This is a genomic window from bacterium, from assembly GCA_035419245.1.
Classification (GTDB): domain Bacteria; phylum Zhuqueibacterota; class Zhuqueibacteria; order Residuimicrobiales; family Residuimicrobiaceae; genus JAKPUX01.
In genome coordinates this window covers 762,939-780,881 of record DAOLSP010000001.1, presented here as the reverse complement: position 1 = coordinate 780,881, position 17,943 = coordinate 762,939, and the positions used below count along the sequence as shown (strand labels likewise).

Below are 17,943 nucleotides of genomic sequence, written 5' to 3'. Positions count from 1 at the left end.
CGAGCCGGGTGGCTTAGGCCTTCTCATCAAACCCGGTAATCGGGATCTCAACCGACCGCTCATCCTTTGAAATGACTACCTCAAGCACCCCGTCTTCGAGGGTTGCCGTGATCTCGTTATGCTCAACCGTCTCCGGCAAAGCGATGATGCGCATGAAATGGCCATATTGCTGCTCGAGCTGATGGTAGCAGATCCGCTCTTCCGGACGCCGCTCCAGGCGGATTCCGCTGACGATCAGTCTGCCATTTTTGAGCTCGATACTGATGTTCTCCCGGCTGACGCCGGCGAGTTCAATCCGTATCCGCACTTGCCCTTCGCTTTCCAGGATATCGGTGTTCGGCTTCCACCAGGAAACCATCGGCGCATCGATATCCGGACAGGAGTAGGGGCATCTCCGCTGTACGGCGCCGCCGCGATCGCTTACATCGCGAACGATATGCAATACATGTAGGGGCATTTCGACCAATCTCCCTCAATCACTCAGAGGATCCTGGATCGGATTCCAGGCGGGTTGTGATGCAAAACAGATAATTCATTACAGCGCGTAAATATTCCCCCTTTGGCGCGATCTACTCCAGTTCTTTCATTTTTTCGAGATCCTCATCCCGGCCGAGCAGGACCAGGGTATCGCTATCCTTGATCACCCGGTCGGCGGTCGGTATCAACACAACCTTCTCCGGAACCCACTCTTTGATCAGCAGTACCGAAACCCCGTAGCGGTTGCGCAGATCCAGTTCACCGAGGGTTTTGGCGACAAAGGGTTTGGGCGGAGCAATTTCGATGATGCTGATCCCCTCATACAGGGTGATCGCATGCAGGAAATAATCGCTCTCAAGGGTATGAGCCAGACGCATCGCTTCGTCGCGCTCGGGAAAGACCACCTGGGTGGCGCCGATGATCTCCAGTATGCGGCCGTGGTCGTTGGTGATCGCCTTGGCGATGATCTTTTTAACCTTGAGCTCCCGCAAATAGAGGGTGACCAGGATGCTGGCATCGATCTTTTCCCCCATGCTCACTACCACGCCATCGAGCTCGGCCAGTCCCAATCCCTCCAGCGTCTCCTTGTCGCCGGCGTCGGCGATGATCGCGCGTTCTACAAAGCCGCGCACCTTTTCAATTTTATCTTCATCAATATCGATGGCGAGGATATGGTGGCCGCGGTGGCTTAGTTCCTTGGCCAGATAATGGCCAAAACTACTCAGACCGATGATAGCAAAAGAGCGCATGATATCATTCCTTGAACCGGGTTAACCGACAATGACGTTTTCTTCCACATAGCGAATGGGCAGCGACCGGTGTGCCGCAATAGAAAGGGCCAGGGTCACCGGGCCGATCCGGCCGATGTACATCAACAACACACAGATGATTTTACCGGCGGCACTCAGGCGGGGGGTAATCCCCATACTCAACCCGACCGTGCCCAGGGCAGAAAACGCCTCAAAGACGATTTCAACCAGAGTGCGGAGGGCGAGCGGATCGGAAGCAGGCCGCGCTTCGGTGACGCTCATCAGCAATGTCGCTACCGCGATGGTCATGAACCAGAAAAAGCTGATGCCGATGGCCTTGGTCACAATCGATTCAGGGATACCGCGGTTGAAGATCCGGACCTGTTCCTGAGAACGCAGCCGGGTGAAAAAGGAGACCAGGATGATGGCAAAGGTCGTCGTTTTGATTCCACCACCGGTGGACCCGGGTGAAGCGCCGATCGCCATGAAAAGGGTCAGCACCACCAGGGCCCCGTTGGTCAAGTCGCCGATCGGCAGGGTATTGAAGCCGGCGGTGCGGGCGGTAATGGACTGGAAAAACGAGGCGAGAAGTTTTCCGCCGACGCCATAACTCCGCATCGAATTTTCCTGCTCAAAAAACAGCAGCAAGCAGGCGCCAATGAGAATGAGCAAGCCGGTCATCGACAAGGCGATCTTGCTGTGCAATGACAGGTGTTTGTGCCCGCCAGGTCGCCAAAAAAAAAGGTCATGCAATACCCAAAAGCCCAGTCCTCCGATAACAATCAGCGTCATGATGGTCAGATTGACGGTGACGTCCGTGGCATGCCCGGCGAGGTTGTGGGTGAAGGTGGAAAAACCGGCGTTGCAGAAGGCCGACACGGCATGAAACAGCCCGATCCACAACGCCTGCCCAAAGGGATAGTCTTGGCTGAAGCGCAGGGTCAAGATCAGGGTGCCGAGGCCCTCGATCAACAGGGTGCCGACGACCGCGAATTTAAGCAGCCGGCCCAGGTAGGGCGCAGGTTGGGAGCTGATACTGTTCTCGATCAAATCGCGTCCGCGCATGCTCAGTCGCCCGGCCAGAATATAGGCAAAAAAAGTGGAAAAGGTGATGATCCCAAGGCCGCCCAGCTGGATCAGCAAAAGGATCACAACATTCCCGAAAAAGGAATAGGTTGTGGTGATGTTCACCGAAGTAAGGCCCGTCACACAAGCTGCGGAGGTGGAGATGAAGAGGGCATCCACCACCCTGGCATCCGGGTCAAGCTTGCTGACCGGCAAGGTCAGCAGCAAGGTTCCAATGAGTATTAATGCGAGAAAGCTGAGCGCCAGGATATGGGCTGGATGGGCATGACGGGAGAGGTTGCGCCAAAATCGCAGCGGAGTATTCATATCTGCCTTCTAATTAAAAAAGGTGAACAGTGTTCTGTTCACCTCATAGTATACATAATATTGTTAAAAAAGAAAAGCAATTTCAAATCAGGCCTTGAAGATGGGATCGAGATGGCGGACCGGGCACGGGTAGCCCCCATTCTGGTATTCGCAGTCCCCCCAATAAAAACATTGCACCGAACAGATGGTGTCGCTCTCCCGCATCGACTGAAGGGGATAGGCCTGGTTCTGCTGCCGGATCTCGCGCAGCACCCGGCGCTTCTCCCGAAAGCCGGCCCATCCGGTCTTCTTGAGCAGACCCACCGCGATCATTTTCGCCAAACTCCGGGCGGCCCGGGAATGCGGATCGTCAATGACAAATGGACGCAATTCCTTGACAGCCCGGCGCACGCTCTCATCATGCTCCACATACCCGAGGAATTCCATCCTAATCGAGAGCAGCTCCTCGGCCGCGGTGCGCAGAGCGACGCCCTCCTTGACCTCGTCATTGGAATGGACCATATTGAGGATTAGCGCAGGGTTGAAAGCATCGAGAATCCCCCGAATCCGGCTCGCCGTCGCACCTTCGCTTGCGGCAAGGATTTCCAGCGCACTGCTGACCGGTTGAGCCATCCGCCCTGAATCGGCAAAAATCTCCTGCTCCAGACGGCTGATCGTCTCGGGATCATCCCGAAACTCCCGCGTCAGCTTGCGCATCAGGGCAATCTTGAGAAAATTAAAGGTCTCCTGAATTGCCATCGGCTCAGGTGTCGTCACCACCAAGCCCTGATCCGCAGCAAGGAAAAAATCAATGACATTGAAGGAAGAACCGGCGCCGAGATCGAGGAGGATAAAATCCGCATCGATTTTGCGTAGTTCGTGGATGAACCGCAGCTTTTGGGAATAACGCGGATTGGCCAGCCCCAGGGTGCCGCAAGCGCCGCTGATCAACTTAAGATTCTCGACCGGCGTGTCGAGAAGAATGTCGCTGAGACTCTCCTTCTGAAGGGAATAAAAGTGATAAAACGTATATTGCGGCTCGAGGATCCCCATACAGGTGTGCAAATTAGCGCCCCCAAGGTCGGCATCGACCATCACCACCCGATGCCCGAGCGTAGCCAATCCGATACCGATGGAGGCGGTGAGCACAGTTTTGCCGACACCCCCTTTGCCGCCACCAATGGCGTATACGATTCGTTGCAATGTCGCAGCGGATTCCTGCGGAAAAAGCTTGCGCAGTTCCTCCATCTGACCCGCACGCACCCATTCCTGCTGAGTCTCGCTGAAGACGAGATCGTCCTGGTCGAAGGATCCTTCGGCGACCAGTTTCCGCAGTTCAGGATAGGAGTAGGGACCCAACTGCTGATCTTTGATCTTGATGAAGACGGACATGTTGCATGCGTTCTTTCTTCAAGGGATGCGATACCAAGGCAGACTCTGTCCGTTTTGGATGTAAAGCCCCCAAAACCCCCAAGCCTACACAGTCTTAATAAACTAGCAGCGAATGAGTCCAATTGCGGAAAAGTCAGGCTAATTCTGCTCCGCCGCCGGCTCCCCGGCGCTGATGCCCATCTCAATCTCCTCCTCCTCACACTCCTCCTCCCGGTCCTTGCGCTCGAGCAGATTCACGCCGTCCTTGCGCTTGCGCAGGGCGAGATAGGCAAGAACCGCCCCCGTATTGAGGGTGGCGAATCCGTAGGCGACGACCCAGCCGGCCAGCACAAGCAGTCCAAAGGCATAAAGATACCCTGCAACCGCCACGCTCGGCCGCGCCAGCTCCTGTACCGGCAGGTAGTAGAACTCCTGGGTGAAGAAGAGATACGGAGTGAAGCCGCGGAAGAGCCAGAAGAGCGCCTCCTCCCCTGTAGCGCTCCAGGCCTGAACGAGAGCCTGACCGTTGTTGGCCAGATCACTAAAATTACTTCCCATGAAGAATGAAAAGAGGTAATTGGTAAGGACCACTCCCTCCTTGCAAAAGGCCGCGAAGAGACCAAGCGCGACCACCGCCAGCAGCCAGGTAACCAGGCCGTAGAGCAACAGCCGCCACGGTTGCCGCCAGGTGAGGGCAAAGAGCTGGAATATCGCTTCGAAGGCATCCTCATCGGTTGTGGCCACAATGGCCGGCGCCAGGAAAAGCGATACGCAAAATACCAGGCCGAGATAGACCAGCAAGAGGGCCAGAACAAACCAGATGAGGCTGAAGAACGCCACGCCCAGTTCACCGACCCAGGGGATCCGGCCCAGGAGGCCGACCAGAAAGCTGCCGGTGACCAGAAGGAGGATCAGCAGACCGAGCGCGAGCGGCGTCATGAGCACCGCGCCGAACTTGCGGCGGGCGAAGGCATAGGACTGTTTGATACTATAAAAATGTTCGCCCTTGGCCGACATGTAAACCGCCCGCGCCAGGGCCGTTTGGGCCAGCAAGAGGGCGACGAGTGCCACGGCGGTACCGAGGAGATGGAGCACCCAGCTGTACCACGGCAGGCCACCGCTCAAACCGGACAAGACCGGCAGCAGGCCAAAACGGTGCCAGAGGTCACTCATGCCACCGCCCGCCAGCATCAGGGCCAGATAGGTGAAAAGGGCATAGATCAGCCAGCCGAGGCCGAGGCCAACCAGCATGATCCACATCCGCTGCAGGCTGAGCGCCAGCCGCGGCGCCCGCAAGAGATCTCGCAGATCAAATTTCAGTGTGAGCATAAAACACCTCCCTCCTGCTGCTCTGCACCCATCAGGTGCTCCTTTTAAGCAATTTATCAAAATCTTCAGCGGCCGAGGCAGGCCGCCGCCTGCTGCAAGGCTTCGTCTTCCAGTGCGGTCATGATCTCCTTCTGCTGCGGCTCACCATCCTCATAGCCGAGGAGATGGTAAAGGCCATGTGTGGCCAGCCGCTGCAGCTCGTTGCCGAGGCTCACCCCATAGACTTTCGCCTGGCGTTCGGCCACCTCCAGACAAATATAAACCTCCCCTTCAAGAACCGGTTCTGTGGCGGCGTTCAGATTGAAAGAAATGACATCGGTGGTCTCAGACCGCTCGAAATATCGCCGATTCAAGGCGATCATCTGCCGCTCCGGCACCAAAATAATCCGGATATTCCATCCCGCTCCGGTCCTGTTCTTCGCAAGCACCAATCCGCCGATCAGCCCAAGACCGCCAAGAGCGAGTTTACGCCGGGTCTGGTTGATGAACTGCAATTGCCGCGTCGCTTCTCGTGCGGTCACGATTGCTCCTCTTCGGTCTGGTTCTGCCCAGGATAGGGGATGCGGCGGTGAAACCGCGCATTGAGAATTTTCTGAAAGGCCTCCGAAATCCGTGCCAGATCTTGCAATGTCAGCGGCGAGTTGTCCAGCTCGCCGCTCTTGAAACGCTCATCGATGATTTCGTCAACGATGGTCTTGATCCGGCTGAAGGATGGCTCGCGCAGGGTCCGCGAGGTGGCCTCGACCGCATCCGCCAGCATGACGATGGCCGACTCGCGTGACTGGGGGCGCGGGCCGGGGTAACGGAACTCATCCTGCGGCACCAGCTCGACCGAGCTTTGTGCGATTGCCTTCTGATAAAAATAGTGCATCAGGCTGGTGCCATGATGCTCAAAAATAAAATCCTTGACGGCCTGCGGCAGATGGTATTGCTGAGCCATCTCCCCGCCGCGGCGTACATGGTTGGCCAGGATCAGCGAACTCATGGTCGGCGCCAGCTTCTCCTGGGGATTGCGTCCGCGCATCTGGTTCTCAACAAAATACTCCGGTTTTTCAAGTTTGCCGATATCATGGTAATAGGCCCCCACTCGCGCCAGCAAGCCATTGCCGCCGATCGCCTCAGCCGCTGCCTCCGCCAGATTTCCGACCGAAAGAGAATGATGGTAGGTCCCCGGCGCTTGTATGGCCATCTGGCGCAGCAACGGATGGTTCAGGTCCGATAGCTCGAGAAGCGTCATGTCGGTGGTCAGGTGGAAGGTACGCTCCAGCAGCAACACCAGGGCATAGGAAATGATGGGTGAGATAAAACCGTTTATAAAACCAAGGCCCCAATCGCGCAGCATCTCCTTGATACTCTGATAGTTGAGGATGTCGTGCACAGTGATGGAGAGCAGGTACGCGGCAATCACCACCGCCATGCTGCGTAGAACCCAGTTGCGTGACCGGACCCGGCTCACCGAGAGGATCGCCATCGCCGAGACGAAGATCGAAATATAGGTGATGCCGAATTCGTTGCCGCGCATCGCCCCGATCAGCAGGCTGACCGACAGGGCATAGAGCAGCCCGACGTAGACATCGAAAAAGATGGTGATGATCATCGCTCCTGCCGCAACCGGGATGAGCAGGGGGGAGAGATTGAGCTGGGTCACCAGGAAGGTCAGCGCCGCCGGCAGCAAAACAATCAGGCCGATAAGCAGCAGTTGCTTGGGCGCGGCGGTGATGTCGCGCCGACCCTGCCAGAGGAATAAGAGCAAAATACTCAGAATGAACAGGATATTACTCCATTGGCCGAGGCCATGGACCACATGATTGATCAAACCTTGCCGCTCATCGCGCTCGCGCTTGGCCGCAGCGTAAGAGTTCAGCTTTTCGATATGCTCCCGGGTGATGCGTTCATGCCCGTCAATGATGCGCTCTCCCGCCAGCACCTGATCCTTGGCGAGCGGCACCAGGGCTTCGACTTCCTCGATGCGTGACTGCGTCTCTCTCTGGTCGTAAAGCAGGTTGGGTGCGAGGAAGGCCACAGCCAATTGATAGCCGATCTTGACCTGCCGCTCGTCCAGCTGTTGGCTGGCGCGCAGTTTTTCCAGGAGTTGCATCTGGCTGTCATTGAGGCCGGCGTAGAATTCGCTGTTCTCGAGGACTTCCAGCCCATCGTGGCGAACCGAGATCTTGGGCGGCATGGGATTGAAGGTGCTGCGCTCGACGCTGAGAATGCCGTTGGTGTAGGCTTCTTTAAGCGCTTTCTCAACCGCACTGGCGATCTCGCGAAAGCGGTACCATTGCCGGTTTTCTGCCGCGCCTGCCGCCTCGGTGCCCGAAAGCAAATTGAGCAGGTCTCCTTCCGAGAGCACCACGCCGGACTCCTGAAAGACCCGGCTCACTGCGTCGGCGGTGATCCCCCCGCTGCGCAGCACCATCCCAGCCCGCTGGACCAACAGGTTGAATCGTTCCAGCTGTTGCGCAGCCACCTCATCATCACGTGTGAAGACCGGCGTCACTTCGGCGCGCGCCCGCTGCAGATCCGCCTGGTATTCGTCGTGGCTCTTGTTGACCGGAAAAGTGAACGAGGCGATGATCTCGGGGCCGATATAGACGCGCCCTTCGCGCAGGTCAGAAAACTGGAACGACTTTTCGCCGGGAAAAAGGAGGGCGATCAAGGCAGCCAGGAGGAGACCGACCAGGATCACATACCGGAAGCGGCGCAACCACTCCATCGGGAGGCCGCGCCCGCCGGAACGCCGCTCCTTGTTCTTGCCCCCGTTTAACGCGGCATTTTTGGCCGCCGATTTGTCAAAGCGCTGGCTCATCGCTCACCCTGGAATCAGCCCTGCCGAAGCGTTTCATACGCCTTGATGATCTGGCGCACCAACTGGTGGCGGACCACATCGCGATCGCCAAGATAACAAAAACCAATGCCGTCGATGCCCTTGAGGATGGACTGGATCTGCACCAGACCCGAGATGGAGCTCTCCGGCAGGTCAATCTGGGTGATATCGCCGGTAACAATCGCGCGGGAATTGACGCCGAGGCGAGTGAGAAACATCTTCATCTGCGCAGCGGTGGTATTCTGCGCCTCATCGAGGATAACAAAGCAGTTGTTGAGGGTGCGCCCACGCATGTAAGCGAGCGGAACAATTTCGACCACCCGCGTTTCGATTAGCCGGCGCAGCTTGTCCCCGGGGATCATGTCGTGCAAGGCATCATAAAGCGGCCTGAGATAGGGATCCACCTTCTCGCGAAAATCCCCCGGCAAAAAACCCAGGCTTTCGCCCGCCTCCACCGCGGGCCGGCATAGGATCAGACGGTCGACCAGATGATCGCGCAACGCCGCCACCGCCATCGCCACCGCCAGAAAGGTCTTTCCGGTGCCAGCGGGACCAATCGCGAAAACGATGTCATTCTTTTGCGCACTGGCGACATACTCCTCCTGGCCGGGGGTGCGCGGTTTGATCACGCCCCCCTTGGTATAGACCAGCACCGATTCGGTATCGGGCGCCGCACCTTCGCTTCCGCCACCTGTTTCGCTCACCCGCAGCACCGCCTCGATGTCCTGGGGAATCACCCGGCCATTGCGGTTCGCCAGAAAAACCAGCTCACTGATGATGCGCTCAGCTTGCTCCACCTGCTCGGGCATGCCCCGCAGCAAGATCTCATGGCCGCGCACAATCACCTGGGCCTGCAGCTCGGCCTCCAGAAGATGGAGATTGGTATCCTGGGCACCGAGAAAATCAACCGGATCAATACCCCGCAGGCTGATTCTTTTTTCGATGACGGTTTCTTCCTTCAATCGGCTTCCCGTATTCTTCAAACCATACAAAAAAACTCCCGGTCTTCAACCATAGGCGGTTAGACCGGGAGCTGTATACTCATTCGCGCGCTATGCGTCATTCATCCCTCATCCCCGCCGCCCGATTTCAGGAAAGGGGAAACAGCCGGGCCAATACAGCAGCAGCTGCATCGCCCCGAATAGACCCATCGCTCGCAGCCCGAGGTAAGGCTTCTACCGGGGAATGATCAACACGGTATGCGGGAAGATGCGCAGGGGATCTTCGCCGATAACCGCTTTGTTCTTCTGATAAATCTTCGTCCAGGCGGAGGGATCGCCAAAAACAGCCGGATTGGCGGCAATCTTTTTTAAATTATCACCCTTGACCACCAGATATTCATCGGGGCCACACTCGCGCTGGATCTTGAACTCCTGTTTCGGATAAATCAGATCCGGATTCTTGATTTGCTCCTTGTTGTAAGAGTAGATGCGCATCCACTGCATCGGATCACCGTAGATGTCCTTCTTGCCCGAAATCTTCCAGAGGTAGTCGCCTACCACTACGGTGTACATATCATACAACGCCTTCGGCATCTTGTTCTTCAACTGGGCGATCTTGCCTTCGAGAGCCGCAAGCGCATTCTGCATCTCGGTCAGGGCATAAAGCTTGTTTTTCTTCAACTCGGCCAGCTGTTTCTCGGCCTCAGCGAGCTCACCGCGTTTCTTGAAGAGCTCTTCCGGAGAAAGGGCTAGCAGCCCGTCGATCTGGGCTTCCAGGGCCTTCACTTTGGCCTTGTAGGCCTCATACCCCGCCTGATCCGAATCAAGGCTCTTGAGGATTTCACTCCAAAGCTGCTCAGCTTCGGCCTTCGCTGCAGCATTCTGAGTGGTCAGATTGGCACAAGCAGTTGCACATTCCTCCGCTGCTTTCTTGGCAGCGACTTCGCGATCTTGCCATGATTTGAGCTGGGCACGGTACTCATCCATGCTCATTTTCTTGTCCTGCGCATAGGTCAGCTGCGCACCCATAATCAGCAAGAAGGAAAGCACAAGTGCTAAAGAGACCATGAGCTTGCTAGAAAATCTCATTAGCTTCCCTCCACAGTTTTTTGTGATGGTATCATCGATGATGTAGTTATTGCCATTCGGAGAGACGTTTCGCTACCGTGGCCTTTTCCTGTTTCAGGCTCTCGACCTTCTGTTTCTGTTGGGCCAGCTGCTGTTCGAGGCTGGCTTTTTCCTTTGCGCAGTCTGCGGCTTTGGTCTCCGCTGCCAACGCTGCCTGCTTGGCCTCTTCCAGCGCCTTCAACTCCTTTTCATTGGGGTGGTTATGACAACCCACCACCAGCATAAAAGCGAAAAGCAGCAGACAAACAGCGGCAATCCGGGGGATCCAGCGTGATGTGCTCTTCATGCAATACACCTCCTTTCACTGCGTTGCTTTCAAGCCCGTACAGAAGCTTGTAACTCGATAGAAGAAAACAGATGTACCTTTCGGCACCGTCCAACAATACTCGAGTCATTTTAACAATTATTTGGTTAATAGTCAAGGATAAAGATAATTACTTAAGCTTTTAGACGACCGTGGGCATCTCTTCCTTTTCCAGCCGCAGGCCCAACTCTTTCAACTGCGCCGGGTTGACCGATGAGGGGCAGCCATCCATGAGCGACATGGCGCTTGCCGTCTTGGGAAAAGCGATCACCTCACGAATCGACTGACACCCGGCGAGGATCATCACCAGACGGTCGAATCCAAAGGCGATGCCACCGTGCGGCGGAGCGCCGTAGGCGAAGGCTTCGAGCAGAAAGCCGAATTTCTCTTCGGCCTCGGCCGCCTCGATGCCCAAGGCCTGGAACATCCGCGCCTGCATGTCGCTCTTGTGGATACGGATGCTGCCGCCCGCCACTTCCATTCCGTTGAGTACAAGATCGTAGGCCCGCGCCTTTGCACGCCCGGGATCGCTGAGCATCAGTTCCTCATCGCCCGGTCGCGGTGAGGTGAAGGGATGGTGCCGCGCGACATAGCGCTGCTCCTCCGGACTGTATTCAAAGAGAGGAAAATCGACAATCCAGACCAGGCTGTAGACCCCTTCGGGGATGAGTTTTTCCTGAACGGCGAGCTTCATTCGCAGGTCGCCGAGGAGCAGCTGGGCCTTCTCCCGTTCATCGGCCACCAGTAGCAGGAGATCGTCGCTGCCGGCTCCCATCGCGCGCATAATCTCGTGGCGTTGGGCATCGCTGAAGAATTTGGCCAGTGAGCTCTCCCAGTCCCCTTCCTTGAGTTTGATCGCCACCAGTCCGGCACCGCCGTGCTCTTTGACCCAGGCGGTGAGATCGTCGATCTGTTTGCGCGAATAGCCGCCGCAGCCCGGAAGACAAAGGCCGGCCACCATGCCGCCGGCGGCCACCGCCTCACGGAAGACCTTGAATTCGCTCTCCACCACCAGCGCCGAAATATCCTTGATCTCCAGGCCGAAGCGCAAATCCGGCTTGTCGCTGCCATAGCGGGCCATCGCTTCTTCGAAGGGAAGGCGCGGCAGCGGCAGTGTCAGCTCAATGCCGAGCATTTGGCGGAAAATATCCACCATCAGCCCCTCGACCATGGCAAAGATCATTTCTTCATCGATGAAGGACATCTCGACGTCGATCTGGGTGAATTCGGGCTGGCGGTCGGCGCGCAAGTCCTCGTCGCGGAAACAGCGGACGATCTGGAAATAGCGATCGTAGCCGGCCACCATCAGCAGCTGCTTGTACTGCTGCGGCGACTGCGGCAGGGCGTAGAAACGGCCCTTCCAGACGCGGCTCGGCACCAGGTAATCCCGCGCCCCCTCGGGGGTGCTTTTCATCAGGATCGGGGTTTCAATCTCGATAAAATCGTGCTGGCTGAAGTAGCTGCGAACAATCTGGGCGGTGCGGTGGCGGATCAGGAGATTGCGCTGCATCTCGGGCCGACGCAAATCGAGATAGCGGTATTTCAGACGCAAATCCTCGTTCACGCTGCCCTCGCCGCTGATCATGAACGGCGTGGTACGGGCCGTATTCAGCACCTCAAGGTCGCAAGCAGCGACTTCCACTGCCCCGGTGTCCAGCCGGGGATTGACCATCCCCTCCGGACGCAGCTCGACCAGACCGCGGATGGCCAGCACATATTCATTGCGCACCTGTTTGGCAGCCTCATAGCAGGCCGCATCCGGATCGATGCGCACCTGGGTTACTCCATAGCGGTCGCGCAGATCGAGAAAAATCAACGAACCGTGATCCCGGCGCCGGTCTACCCAACCCATGAGGATGACCGTTTGTCCCAGCTGGGCGGGCCGTAACGCTCCGCAGGTATGTGTGCGCTGATTCATCATAGGGTTTCTACTCTCCATCGTGCAGGTAAAAAAAAGAGCTGGCATCTCAAAAAATCAAAACGGCACCCGATAAGAGGCGCCGTCCTTTGAATAATGAACTCCGGCAAGGGACGGTCGCAGCCTGCGGCGGTACCCTCCCCGGCCGGGGCTTAATGCAACTCTGAAACTTGTATGCGGTTCATGGCGCGCGCCAGAGCGGCCTGGGCGCGCGGTATATCGATGTCCGGGGAACGGTGCTCCAGACGGGCCATCGCCCGGTCACGGGCCTGCTTGGCGCGCTCGACATCGATCTCCGTGGCAGCCTCGGCGGTTTCGACCAGGATTTTCATCCGGTTTTCCATCACCTCGCAAAAACCGCCGCTGGTCGCATAATAGCGCATGCCCGCCGGCGTCCGCGCCTCAATCACCCCCACCTTGAGGGCGGTCAAAAAAGGCGCATGATTATGCAGCACGCCAAAGTACCCGGCCACCCCGGGCGCTTTGACGTGCAATACCTTTTCCGTGCTGACCACCTTGGTCGGGGTCACGATTTCCAGAGTAAAGGTCTTGTCCATGTTCTCGTGCACTCAGACGTTACCAGAATACAACGCCCCGCGCGGCCTAAGCCTCGCGGATCTGCTTGGCATTCTCGACGGCTTCGTCGATGGTTCCTACCATCCAGAAAGCCCGCTCCGGCAGGTCATCATGCTTGCCTTCGATGATCTCCTTGAAGCCACGGATGGTCTCCTCCAGCTTGACATAGCGGCCCGGGCGGCCGGTGAAGGCCTCGGCCACCGCAAAGGGCTGCGAAAGGAAGCGCTGCAGCCGCCGGGCGCGATTGACCGTGACCCGGTCCTCCTCGGAGAGCTCCTCCATACCGAGAATGGCGATGATGTCCTGGAGATCCTTGTACTTTTGCAGGATCTGCTGGACAGCCCGGGCGACGCTGTAATGCTCGTCGCCGACGATGCGCGGATCGAGAATCCGCGAGGTCGAATCGAGCGGATCCACCGCGGGATAGATACTCATCTCCGCCAGCTGCCGTGAAAGCACGGTGGTGGCGTCGAGATGGCTGAAGGTGGTAGCCGGAGCCGGATCGGTCAGGTCGTCGGCCGGTACATAGATGGCCTGCACCGAAGTGATCGAGCCCTTTTTGGTCGAAGTGATCCGTTCCTGCAGCAGGCCCATCTCGGTGGCCAGTGTGGGCTGATACCCCACCGCCGAAGGCATACGCCCGAGCAGCGCCGAGACCTCGGAGCCTGCCTGGGTGAATCGAAAAATATTGTCGATGAAGAGCAGGACATCCTTGCCCTCTTCCTCGCGAAAATACTCGGCGATGGTCAGCGCCGAAAGGCCGACGCGCAAACGGGCGCCGGGCGGCTCGTTCATCTGCCCGAAGACCATGGCGACCTTGGAGCGGGTCAGATCCTGCATATCGATGACCCCCGACTCCTGGAATTCACGCCAGAGATCATTGCCCTCGCGGGTGCGCTCGCCCACGCCGGCGAAGACCGAAAAACCGCCGCGCTGGATGGCGATGTTGTTGATCAACTCCTGGATCAACACCGTCTTGCCTACCCCGGCGCCGCCGAAGAGGCCGGTCTTGCCGCCCTTTGCGTAGGGTTCGAGCAGATCGATGACCTTGATGCCGGTCTCAAACATCTCCGTCTGAGTCTCGAGCTCTTCAAAGGTGGGCGCGTCGCGATGAATGGGCCATTTTTGTTCGACCTGCAAGGCCCCGAGATCATCGATCGGATCGCCGACCAGGTTCAGCAGTCGACCCAGGGTCGCCTTGCCCACCGGCATCTTGATCGGCGACCCGGTGTCCACCACCTCCTGGCGGCGCTGCAATCCATCAGTCGAATCCATGGCGACACATCGCGCCGTGTTTTCGCCGAGATGCTGCGCCACTTCCAGCACCAGGCGCATACCATCCTTGCGCGTATATTCCAGAGCGGTATTGATCGCGGGCAGCTTACCGCCTTCGAAAAAGACGTCCACTACCGGCCCGATGACCTGCGCTATATGACCAACATTAGACATCCTATACTCTCCTGAAGATCAATGAGGTAAAAATCCGTTCAGCTCTTGAGCGCCTCGGCACCGCCGATCAATTCGGTGAGTTCCTTGGTGATCGCCGCCTGACGCGCCTTGTTGTAATAAAGCACCAGTTCTTTGATCATGTCGGCGGCATTGTCCGTCGCCGTGCCCATCGCCGTCATCCGCGCTCCCAACTCCGAGGCATGCGATTCCAGCAGGATACGCCACAGCTGGACATGCAGGTTGAGTGGGCAGATCTCTTTCAGGATCCGATCGGGGTTGGGCTCAAAAATGTATCCCACCGGGAAGCGGTTCTCCTCCGGGACCAGGGGGACGATGGGCAAAAGTTGTTCGACAATAATCTTTTGCTGCACCGCATTCTTGAACTCGTTGTAAATGACCATGATCTGGTCAAACTTGCCTGCCGCATACCAGGCGGCCAGCGCATCGGCGATGCGCTGCGCCTGGCTGAAATCGAGTTTGTTGAAGACATCGACATGACGGGCGAGAACGCGGACGTCCCGGCGGGTGAGGTAGTCGTACCCCTTGCTGCCGATGGTCACCACCGCCGGATTCAGGGATGCGCTCAGGTGGATCTCCTGGAGAGCGCGACGGCTGATGTTGGAGTTGAAACTGCCGCACAAACCACGGTCCGCACTCACCACCACATAGCAGATCCGCTTGATCTTGCGCATTTCCAGCAACGGATGCTGGTTGCGTTTCATCCGGTCGGCAATGTGACCTAGGACCTCTTCTAGCTCGCGGGCATAGGGCCGCGCGCTGATCAGCTGGTTCTGCGCCTTGCGCAGCTTGGCCGCCGCCACCATCTTCATCGCCTTGGTGATCTGCTGCGTGCTGCGCACGCTGGCGATGCGGCGCTTGATATTTCGCAATGTGGCCATCGCTTATTCCGCCGCGTACATCTTCATGAACTCCTCGCACGCCTTGACCAACTGGGGCTCGATCTCGGGAGTGATCTCTTTCTGCTCGCGGATGCTTCGCAAAACCGACTCCTGCTGGGATTCCATGTAGCGATGAAACTCGGATTCGGCGTTGGGGATCCGCTCCACCTCGACACTGTCCAAATACCCCTTGACGCCGAGATAGATAACCGCCACCTGCTTTTCCACCGGCAGCGGGGCATACTGCCCCTGGCGCAGCAACTGCACCATGCGCTGACCACGACCGAGCTGCTGTTTGGTCGATTTATCGAGATCGGAGCCGAATTTGGCAAAGGCCTCGAGCTCGCGAAACTGGGCCAGATCGAGGCGAAGACTGCTGGCGTACTTTTTCATCGCCTTGATCTGGGCGTTGCCGCCGACGCGTGAGACCGAGAGGCCGGCATTGATCGCCGGCCGGATGCCGCCGTAAAAGAGGTTCGGCTCGAGATAGATTTGGCCGTCGGTGATCGAGATGACATTGGTCGGGATATAGGCGGAAAAATCACCCGCCTGGGTCTCAATGATCGGCAGGGCGGTCAGTGATCCGCCGCCGAGGGCATCGCTCAACTTGGCTGCACGCTCCAGCAGCCGAGAATGAAGATAGAAGACGTCGCCCGGATAGGCTTCGCGTCCTGGCGGACGGCGCAGCAGCAGTGATACCTGGCGGTAAGCCCAGGCATGCTTGGAGAGATCGTCATAGGCGATCACCGCATGCTGGGCGTTGTCACGAAAATACTCGCCCATCGCCACGCCGGCGTACGGCGCAATATACTGCATTGGCGCCGGAGAATCGGCCGTGGAGGTGACGACGATCGAATGGGCCATGGCGCCGTAATCCTCGAGGGTTTTGACCACCCGGGCCACGGTCGAGGCCTTCTGGCCGATCGCCACGTAAATACAGACGACGCCGGTCTCCTTCTGGTTGATGAAGGTGTCGACGACCAGGGCGGTCTTGCCGATCTGGCGGTCGCCGATGATCAGCTCGCGCTGGCCGCGGCCGATCGGAATCATCGAATCGATCGCCTTGATGCCCGTCTGCAGCGGCTCCTTCACCATCTGGCGCTGCGCCACGCCCAGCGCCTTGCGCTCGATCGGACTGAATTGTTTGGCGTTGATCGGTCCCTTGCCGTCCAGGGGTTGACCCAGGGGATTGACCACCCGGCCCAGTAATTCCGGCCCGACCGGCACCTCGACCACCCGGCCGGTGCGCTTGGCAATGTCACCCTCCTTGATCAGACTGTCTTCGCCGAAAAGCACGCAGCCGACATTGTCTTCCTCAAGATTCAGCGCCATGCCGAAAACGCCATTGGGAAACTCGACCAATTCCATGGACATCACATTCTCGAGGCCGTACACCCGGGCGATGCCGTCGCCCACCTGCAGCACTTCGCCGACCTCTTCGACATCGATCTGTTTTTCGAATTGTTCGATCTGCTTTTTCAGAACCGAGGTAATCTCTTCGGGTCTAATTTCCATGGTTATAACCTGCTATCTGAAATATGAAATGAGTATCATGCACTAGAGCGCGGCGGTCTTGACCTGCCGCAGTTCCTGGCGCAATTGATTGAGCTGGTGGCGCAGACTGCCGTCAATGACCACGCCGGCAAACTGGATGATGACGCCGCCCAGGATAGCGGCATCAACACGATTCTCCAGGAGAACCTCGGCCTTGAGATATCGGGCCACCTCCTGGCGAATCTGTTCCATCTGCGCGGCTTCGAGCGGCACCGCCGAATAGACCTGGGCGCGGACGCGGCCGATGCTCTGGTCATAGAGCTCGCCATAGGCCGCAACGATCTGGCCGAGGTAATCCTGCCGGCCCTTCTCCACCAGCAACTGAATAAAGTGGCTGAAGAGAGGCGTGGCCCGGTTCTCCAACAACTCCTGCACGACCGCCTGCTTCGGCTTCTTCTCCACCTCCGGCGACATCAGAAAAGCTTTGATCCGCCGGTTCTGCTGCAGAAAGGCGGTGAAGGATTTCAGCTCCTCCAGCACCGGTCCGGTTTTGTCAGTCTCTTGCGCCAACCCGAAGAGGGCGCGCGCGTAGCGCCTGGCCAGGGGATGCGTTCTCAATTCAATTCACCCAGTTTTTGCAGCGATTCGTCGATCAGCGCCTGATGATCCTTAGCGTCGAGAGAGCGGCCGACCAGCCGGGCGGTTGCAGTCATCGACAGCTCGACGGCGAGGTCGCGGATCTCCTCCAGGGCCTTGTCGCGGCTGAGATCGATCTCCTTGCGCGCCCTGGTGATCAGCAGCTCCGCTTCTGCGCTCGCTTTTTTGATAATTTCGTCCTTGGTCACCTCGGCCGCCTTGCGGTTACGCGCCAGGATCTCCTGCGCCTCCTTGCGGGCCGCATCGAGGATCTGATTCTGCTCCGCCAGGGTTTTTTGCGACGCAACCCGGGCCTCTTCCGCCAGCGCCAAAGACTCGTTGATCTTTTTCTCCCGTTCGTCAAGCATGCTCAGGATGGGCTTCCAGCCCACCTTGGTCAGCGCGAACAGGAGCAACAGGAAGGTTAGAGTGGTCCAGAAGATGGTGCCACCCTGGGGGGTCATCAATTCCATA

At 57.9% G+C, this 17,943-nt stretch carries 17 protein-coding genes; all 17 read right to left on the bottom strand.

All coding sequences use genetic code 11. The features are described 5' to 3' along the window. Positions 1-13 precede the first annotated feature (13 nt). Entirely contained in the window at positions 14-457 is a 444-nt protein-coding gene (locus tag PLH32_03195; GenBank protein ID HQJ63593.1) for an Hsp20/alpha crystallin family protein, read from the bottom strand. A gap of 112 nt (positions 458-569) precedes the next feature. Then, positions 570-1,226, bottom strand: a complete 657-nt coding sequence (locus PLH32_03190) for a TrkA family potassium uptake protein (GenBank protein ID HQJ63592.1) — start codon at positions 1,224-1,226, stop codon at positions 570-572. 21 nt (positions 1,227-1,247) lie between these two features. Then, positions 1,248-2,618 carry a TrkH family potassium uptake protein gene (locus tag PLH32_03185; protein ID HQJ63591.1) on the bottom strand — a complete coding sequence of 457 codons (1,371 nt, stop codon included), beginning with the start codon at positions 2,616-2,618 and terminating at the stop codon, positions 1,248-1,250. Between the two features lie 87 nt (positions 2,619-2,705). Further along, positions 2,706-3,989: a P-loop NTPase gene (locus PLH32_03180; protein ID HQJ63590.1), complete on the bottom strand. Its 1,284-nt coding sequence runs from the start codon at positions 3,987-3,989 to the stop codon at positions 2,706-2,708. Positions 3,990-4,127: 138 nt separating this feature from the next. Continuing rightward, positions 4,128-5,297, bottom strand: coding sequence for a hypothetical protein (locus PLH32_03175; GenBank protein HQJ63589.1), 1,170 nt, complete (start codon positions 5,295-5,297; stop codon positions 4,128-4,130). 65 nt (positions 5,298-5,362) lie between these two features. Further along, on the bottom strand, positions 5,363-5,818 hold the full coding sequence (gene ybeY / locus PLH32_03170) for an rRNA maturation RNase YbeY (GenBank protein ID HQJ63588.1): 456 nt from the start codon (positions 5,816-5,818) through the stop codon (positions 5,363-5,365). Then, positions 5,815-8,106, bottom strand: coding sequence for an HDIG domain-containing protein (locus PLH32_03165; GenBank protein ID HQJ63587.1), 2,292 nt, complete (start codon positions 8,104-8,106; stop codon positions 5,815-5,817). The genes ybeY and PLH32_03165 overlap by 4 nt, the downstream gene beginning before the upstream one ends. Positions 8,107-8,120: 14 nt before the next feature. After that, entirely contained in the window at positions 8,121-9,086 is a 966-nt protein-coding gene (locus PLH32_03160) for a PhoH family protein (protein HQJ63586.1), read from the bottom strand. Between the two features lie 213 nt (positions 9,087-9,299). Further along, positions 9,300-10,154: a LysM peptidoglycan-binding domain-containing protein gene (locus PLH32_03155; GenBank protein HQJ63585.1), complete on the bottom strand. Its 855-nt coding sequence runs from the start codon at positions 10,152-10,154 to the stop codon at positions 9,300-9,302. A 46-nt stretch (positions 10,155-10,200) separates the two neighbouring features. Beyond that, positions 10,201-10,479: a hypothetical protein gene (locus tag PLH32_03150; protein ID HQJ63584.1), complete on the bottom strand. Its 279-nt coding sequence runs from the start codon at positions 10,477-10,479 to the stop codon at positions 10,201-10,203. Between the two features lie 160 nt (positions 10,480-10,639). Further along, a complete protein-coding gene (aspS, locus tag PLH32_03145; GenBank protein HQJ63583.1) occupies positions 10,640-12,418 on the bottom strand; it encodes an aspartate--tRNA ligase in 1,779 nt (592 codons plus the stop codon). A gap of 149 nt (positions 12,419-12,567) precedes the next feature. Then, positions 12,568-12,972 (bottom strand): F0F1 ATP synthase subunit epsilon, encoded by a 405-nt coding sequence (locus PLH32_03140; GenBank protein ID HQJ63582.1) that lies wholly within the window; start codon positions 12,970-12,972, stop codon positions 12,568-12,570. Positions 12,973-13,018: 46 nt separating this feature from the next. After that, positions 13,019-14,440 carry a F0F1 ATP synthase subunit beta gene (gene atpD, locus PLH32_03135; protein ID HQJ63581.1) on the bottom strand — a complete coding sequence of 474 codons (1,422 nt, stop codon included), beginning with the start codon at positions 14,438-14,440 and terminating at the stop codon, positions 13,019-13,021. Between the two features lie 38 nt (positions 14,441-14,478). Continuing rightward, a complete protein-coding gene (gene atpG, locus PLH32_03130) occupies positions 14,479-15,339 on the bottom strand; it encodes an ATP synthase F1 subunit gamma (GenBank protein HQJ63580.1) in 861 nt (286 codons plus the stop codon). 3 nt (positions 15,340-15,342) lie between these two features. After that, the gene (gene atpA / locus PLH32_03125; protein ID HQJ63579.1) at positions 15,343-16,854 is read right to left on the bottom strand and encodes a F0F1 ATP synthase subunit alpha; all 1,512 of its coding nucleotides are present in this window, start codon (positions 16,852-16,854) and stop codon (positions 15,343-15,345) included. 42 nt (positions 16,855-16,896) lie between these two features. Beyond that, a complete protein-coding gene (gene atpH / locus PLH32_03120) occupies positions 16,897-17,451 on the bottom strand; it encodes an ATP synthase F1 subunit delta (protein ID HQJ63578.1) in 555 nt (184 codons plus the stop codon). Next, positions 17,448-17,942 (bottom strand): F0F1 ATP synthase subunit B, encoded by a 495-nt coding sequence (atpF, locus tag PLH32_03115; GenBank protein HQJ63577.1) that lies wholly within the window; start codon positions 17,940-17,942, stop codon positions 17,448-17,450. The genes atpH and atpF overlap by 4 nt, the downstream gene beginning before the upstream one ends. Position 17,943 lies beyond the last annotated feature (1 nt).

Excerpts from the sequence above, each read along its gene's own strand:
- PLH32_03195 (HQJ63593.1), bottom strand. The coding sequence starts at position 457 with ATGCCCCTACATGTATTGCATATCGTTCGCGATGTAAGCGATCGCGGC.
- PLH32_03190 (HQJ63592.1), bottom strand. The coding sequence starts at position 1,226 with ATGCGCTCTTTTGCTATCATCGGTCTGAGTAGTTTTGGCCATTATCTG.
- PLH32_03185 (HQJ63591.1), bottom strand. The coding sequence starts at position 2,618 with ATGAATACTCCGCTGCGATTTTGGCGCAACCTCTCCCGTCATGCCCAT.
- PLH32_03180 (HQJ63590.1), bottom strand. The coding sequence starts at position 3,989 with ATGTCCGTCTTCATCAAGATCAAAGATCAGCAGTTGGGTCCCTACTCC.
- PLH32_03175 (HQJ63589.1), bottom strand. The coding sequence starts at position 5,297 with ATGCTCACACTGAAATTTGATCTGCGAGATCTCTTGCGGGCGCCGCGG.
- PLH32_03165 (HQJ63587.1), bottom strand. The coding sequence starts at position 8,106 with ATGAGCCAGCGCTTTGACAAATCGGCGGCCAAAAATGCCGCGTTAAAC.
- PLH32_03155 (HQJ63585.1), bottom strand. The coding sequence starts at position 10,154 with ATGAGATTTTCTAGCAAGCTCATGGTCTCTTTAGCACTTGTGCTTTCC.
- PLH32_03150 (HQJ63584.1), bottom strand. The coding sequence starts at position 10,479 with ATGAAGAGCACATCACGCTGGATCCCCCGGATTGCCGCTGTTTGTCTG.
- aspS (HQJ63583.1), bottom strand. The coding sequence starts at position 12,418 with ATGATGAATCAGCGCACACATACCTGCGGAGCGTTACGGCCCGCCCAG.
- PLH32_03140 (HQJ63582.1), bottom strand. The coding sequence starts at position 12,972 with ATGGACAAGACCTTTACTCTGGAAATCGTGACCCCGACCAAGGTGGTC.
- atpD (HQJ63581.1), bottom strand. The coding sequence starts at position 14,440 with ATGTCTAATGTTGGTCATATAGCGCAGGTCATCGGGCCGGTAGTGGAC.
- atpG (HQJ63580.1), bottom strand. The coding sequence starts at position 15,339 with ATGGCCACATTGCGAAATATCAAGCGCCGCATCGCCAGCGTGCGCAGC.
- atpA (HQJ63579.1), bottom strand. The coding sequence starts at position 16,854 with ATGGAAATTAGACCCGAAGAGATTACCTCGGTTCTGAAAAAGCAGATC.
- atpF (HQJ63577.1), bottom strand. The coding sequence starts at position 17,942 with ATGGAATTGATGACCCCCCAGGGTGGCACCATCTTCTGGACCACTCTA.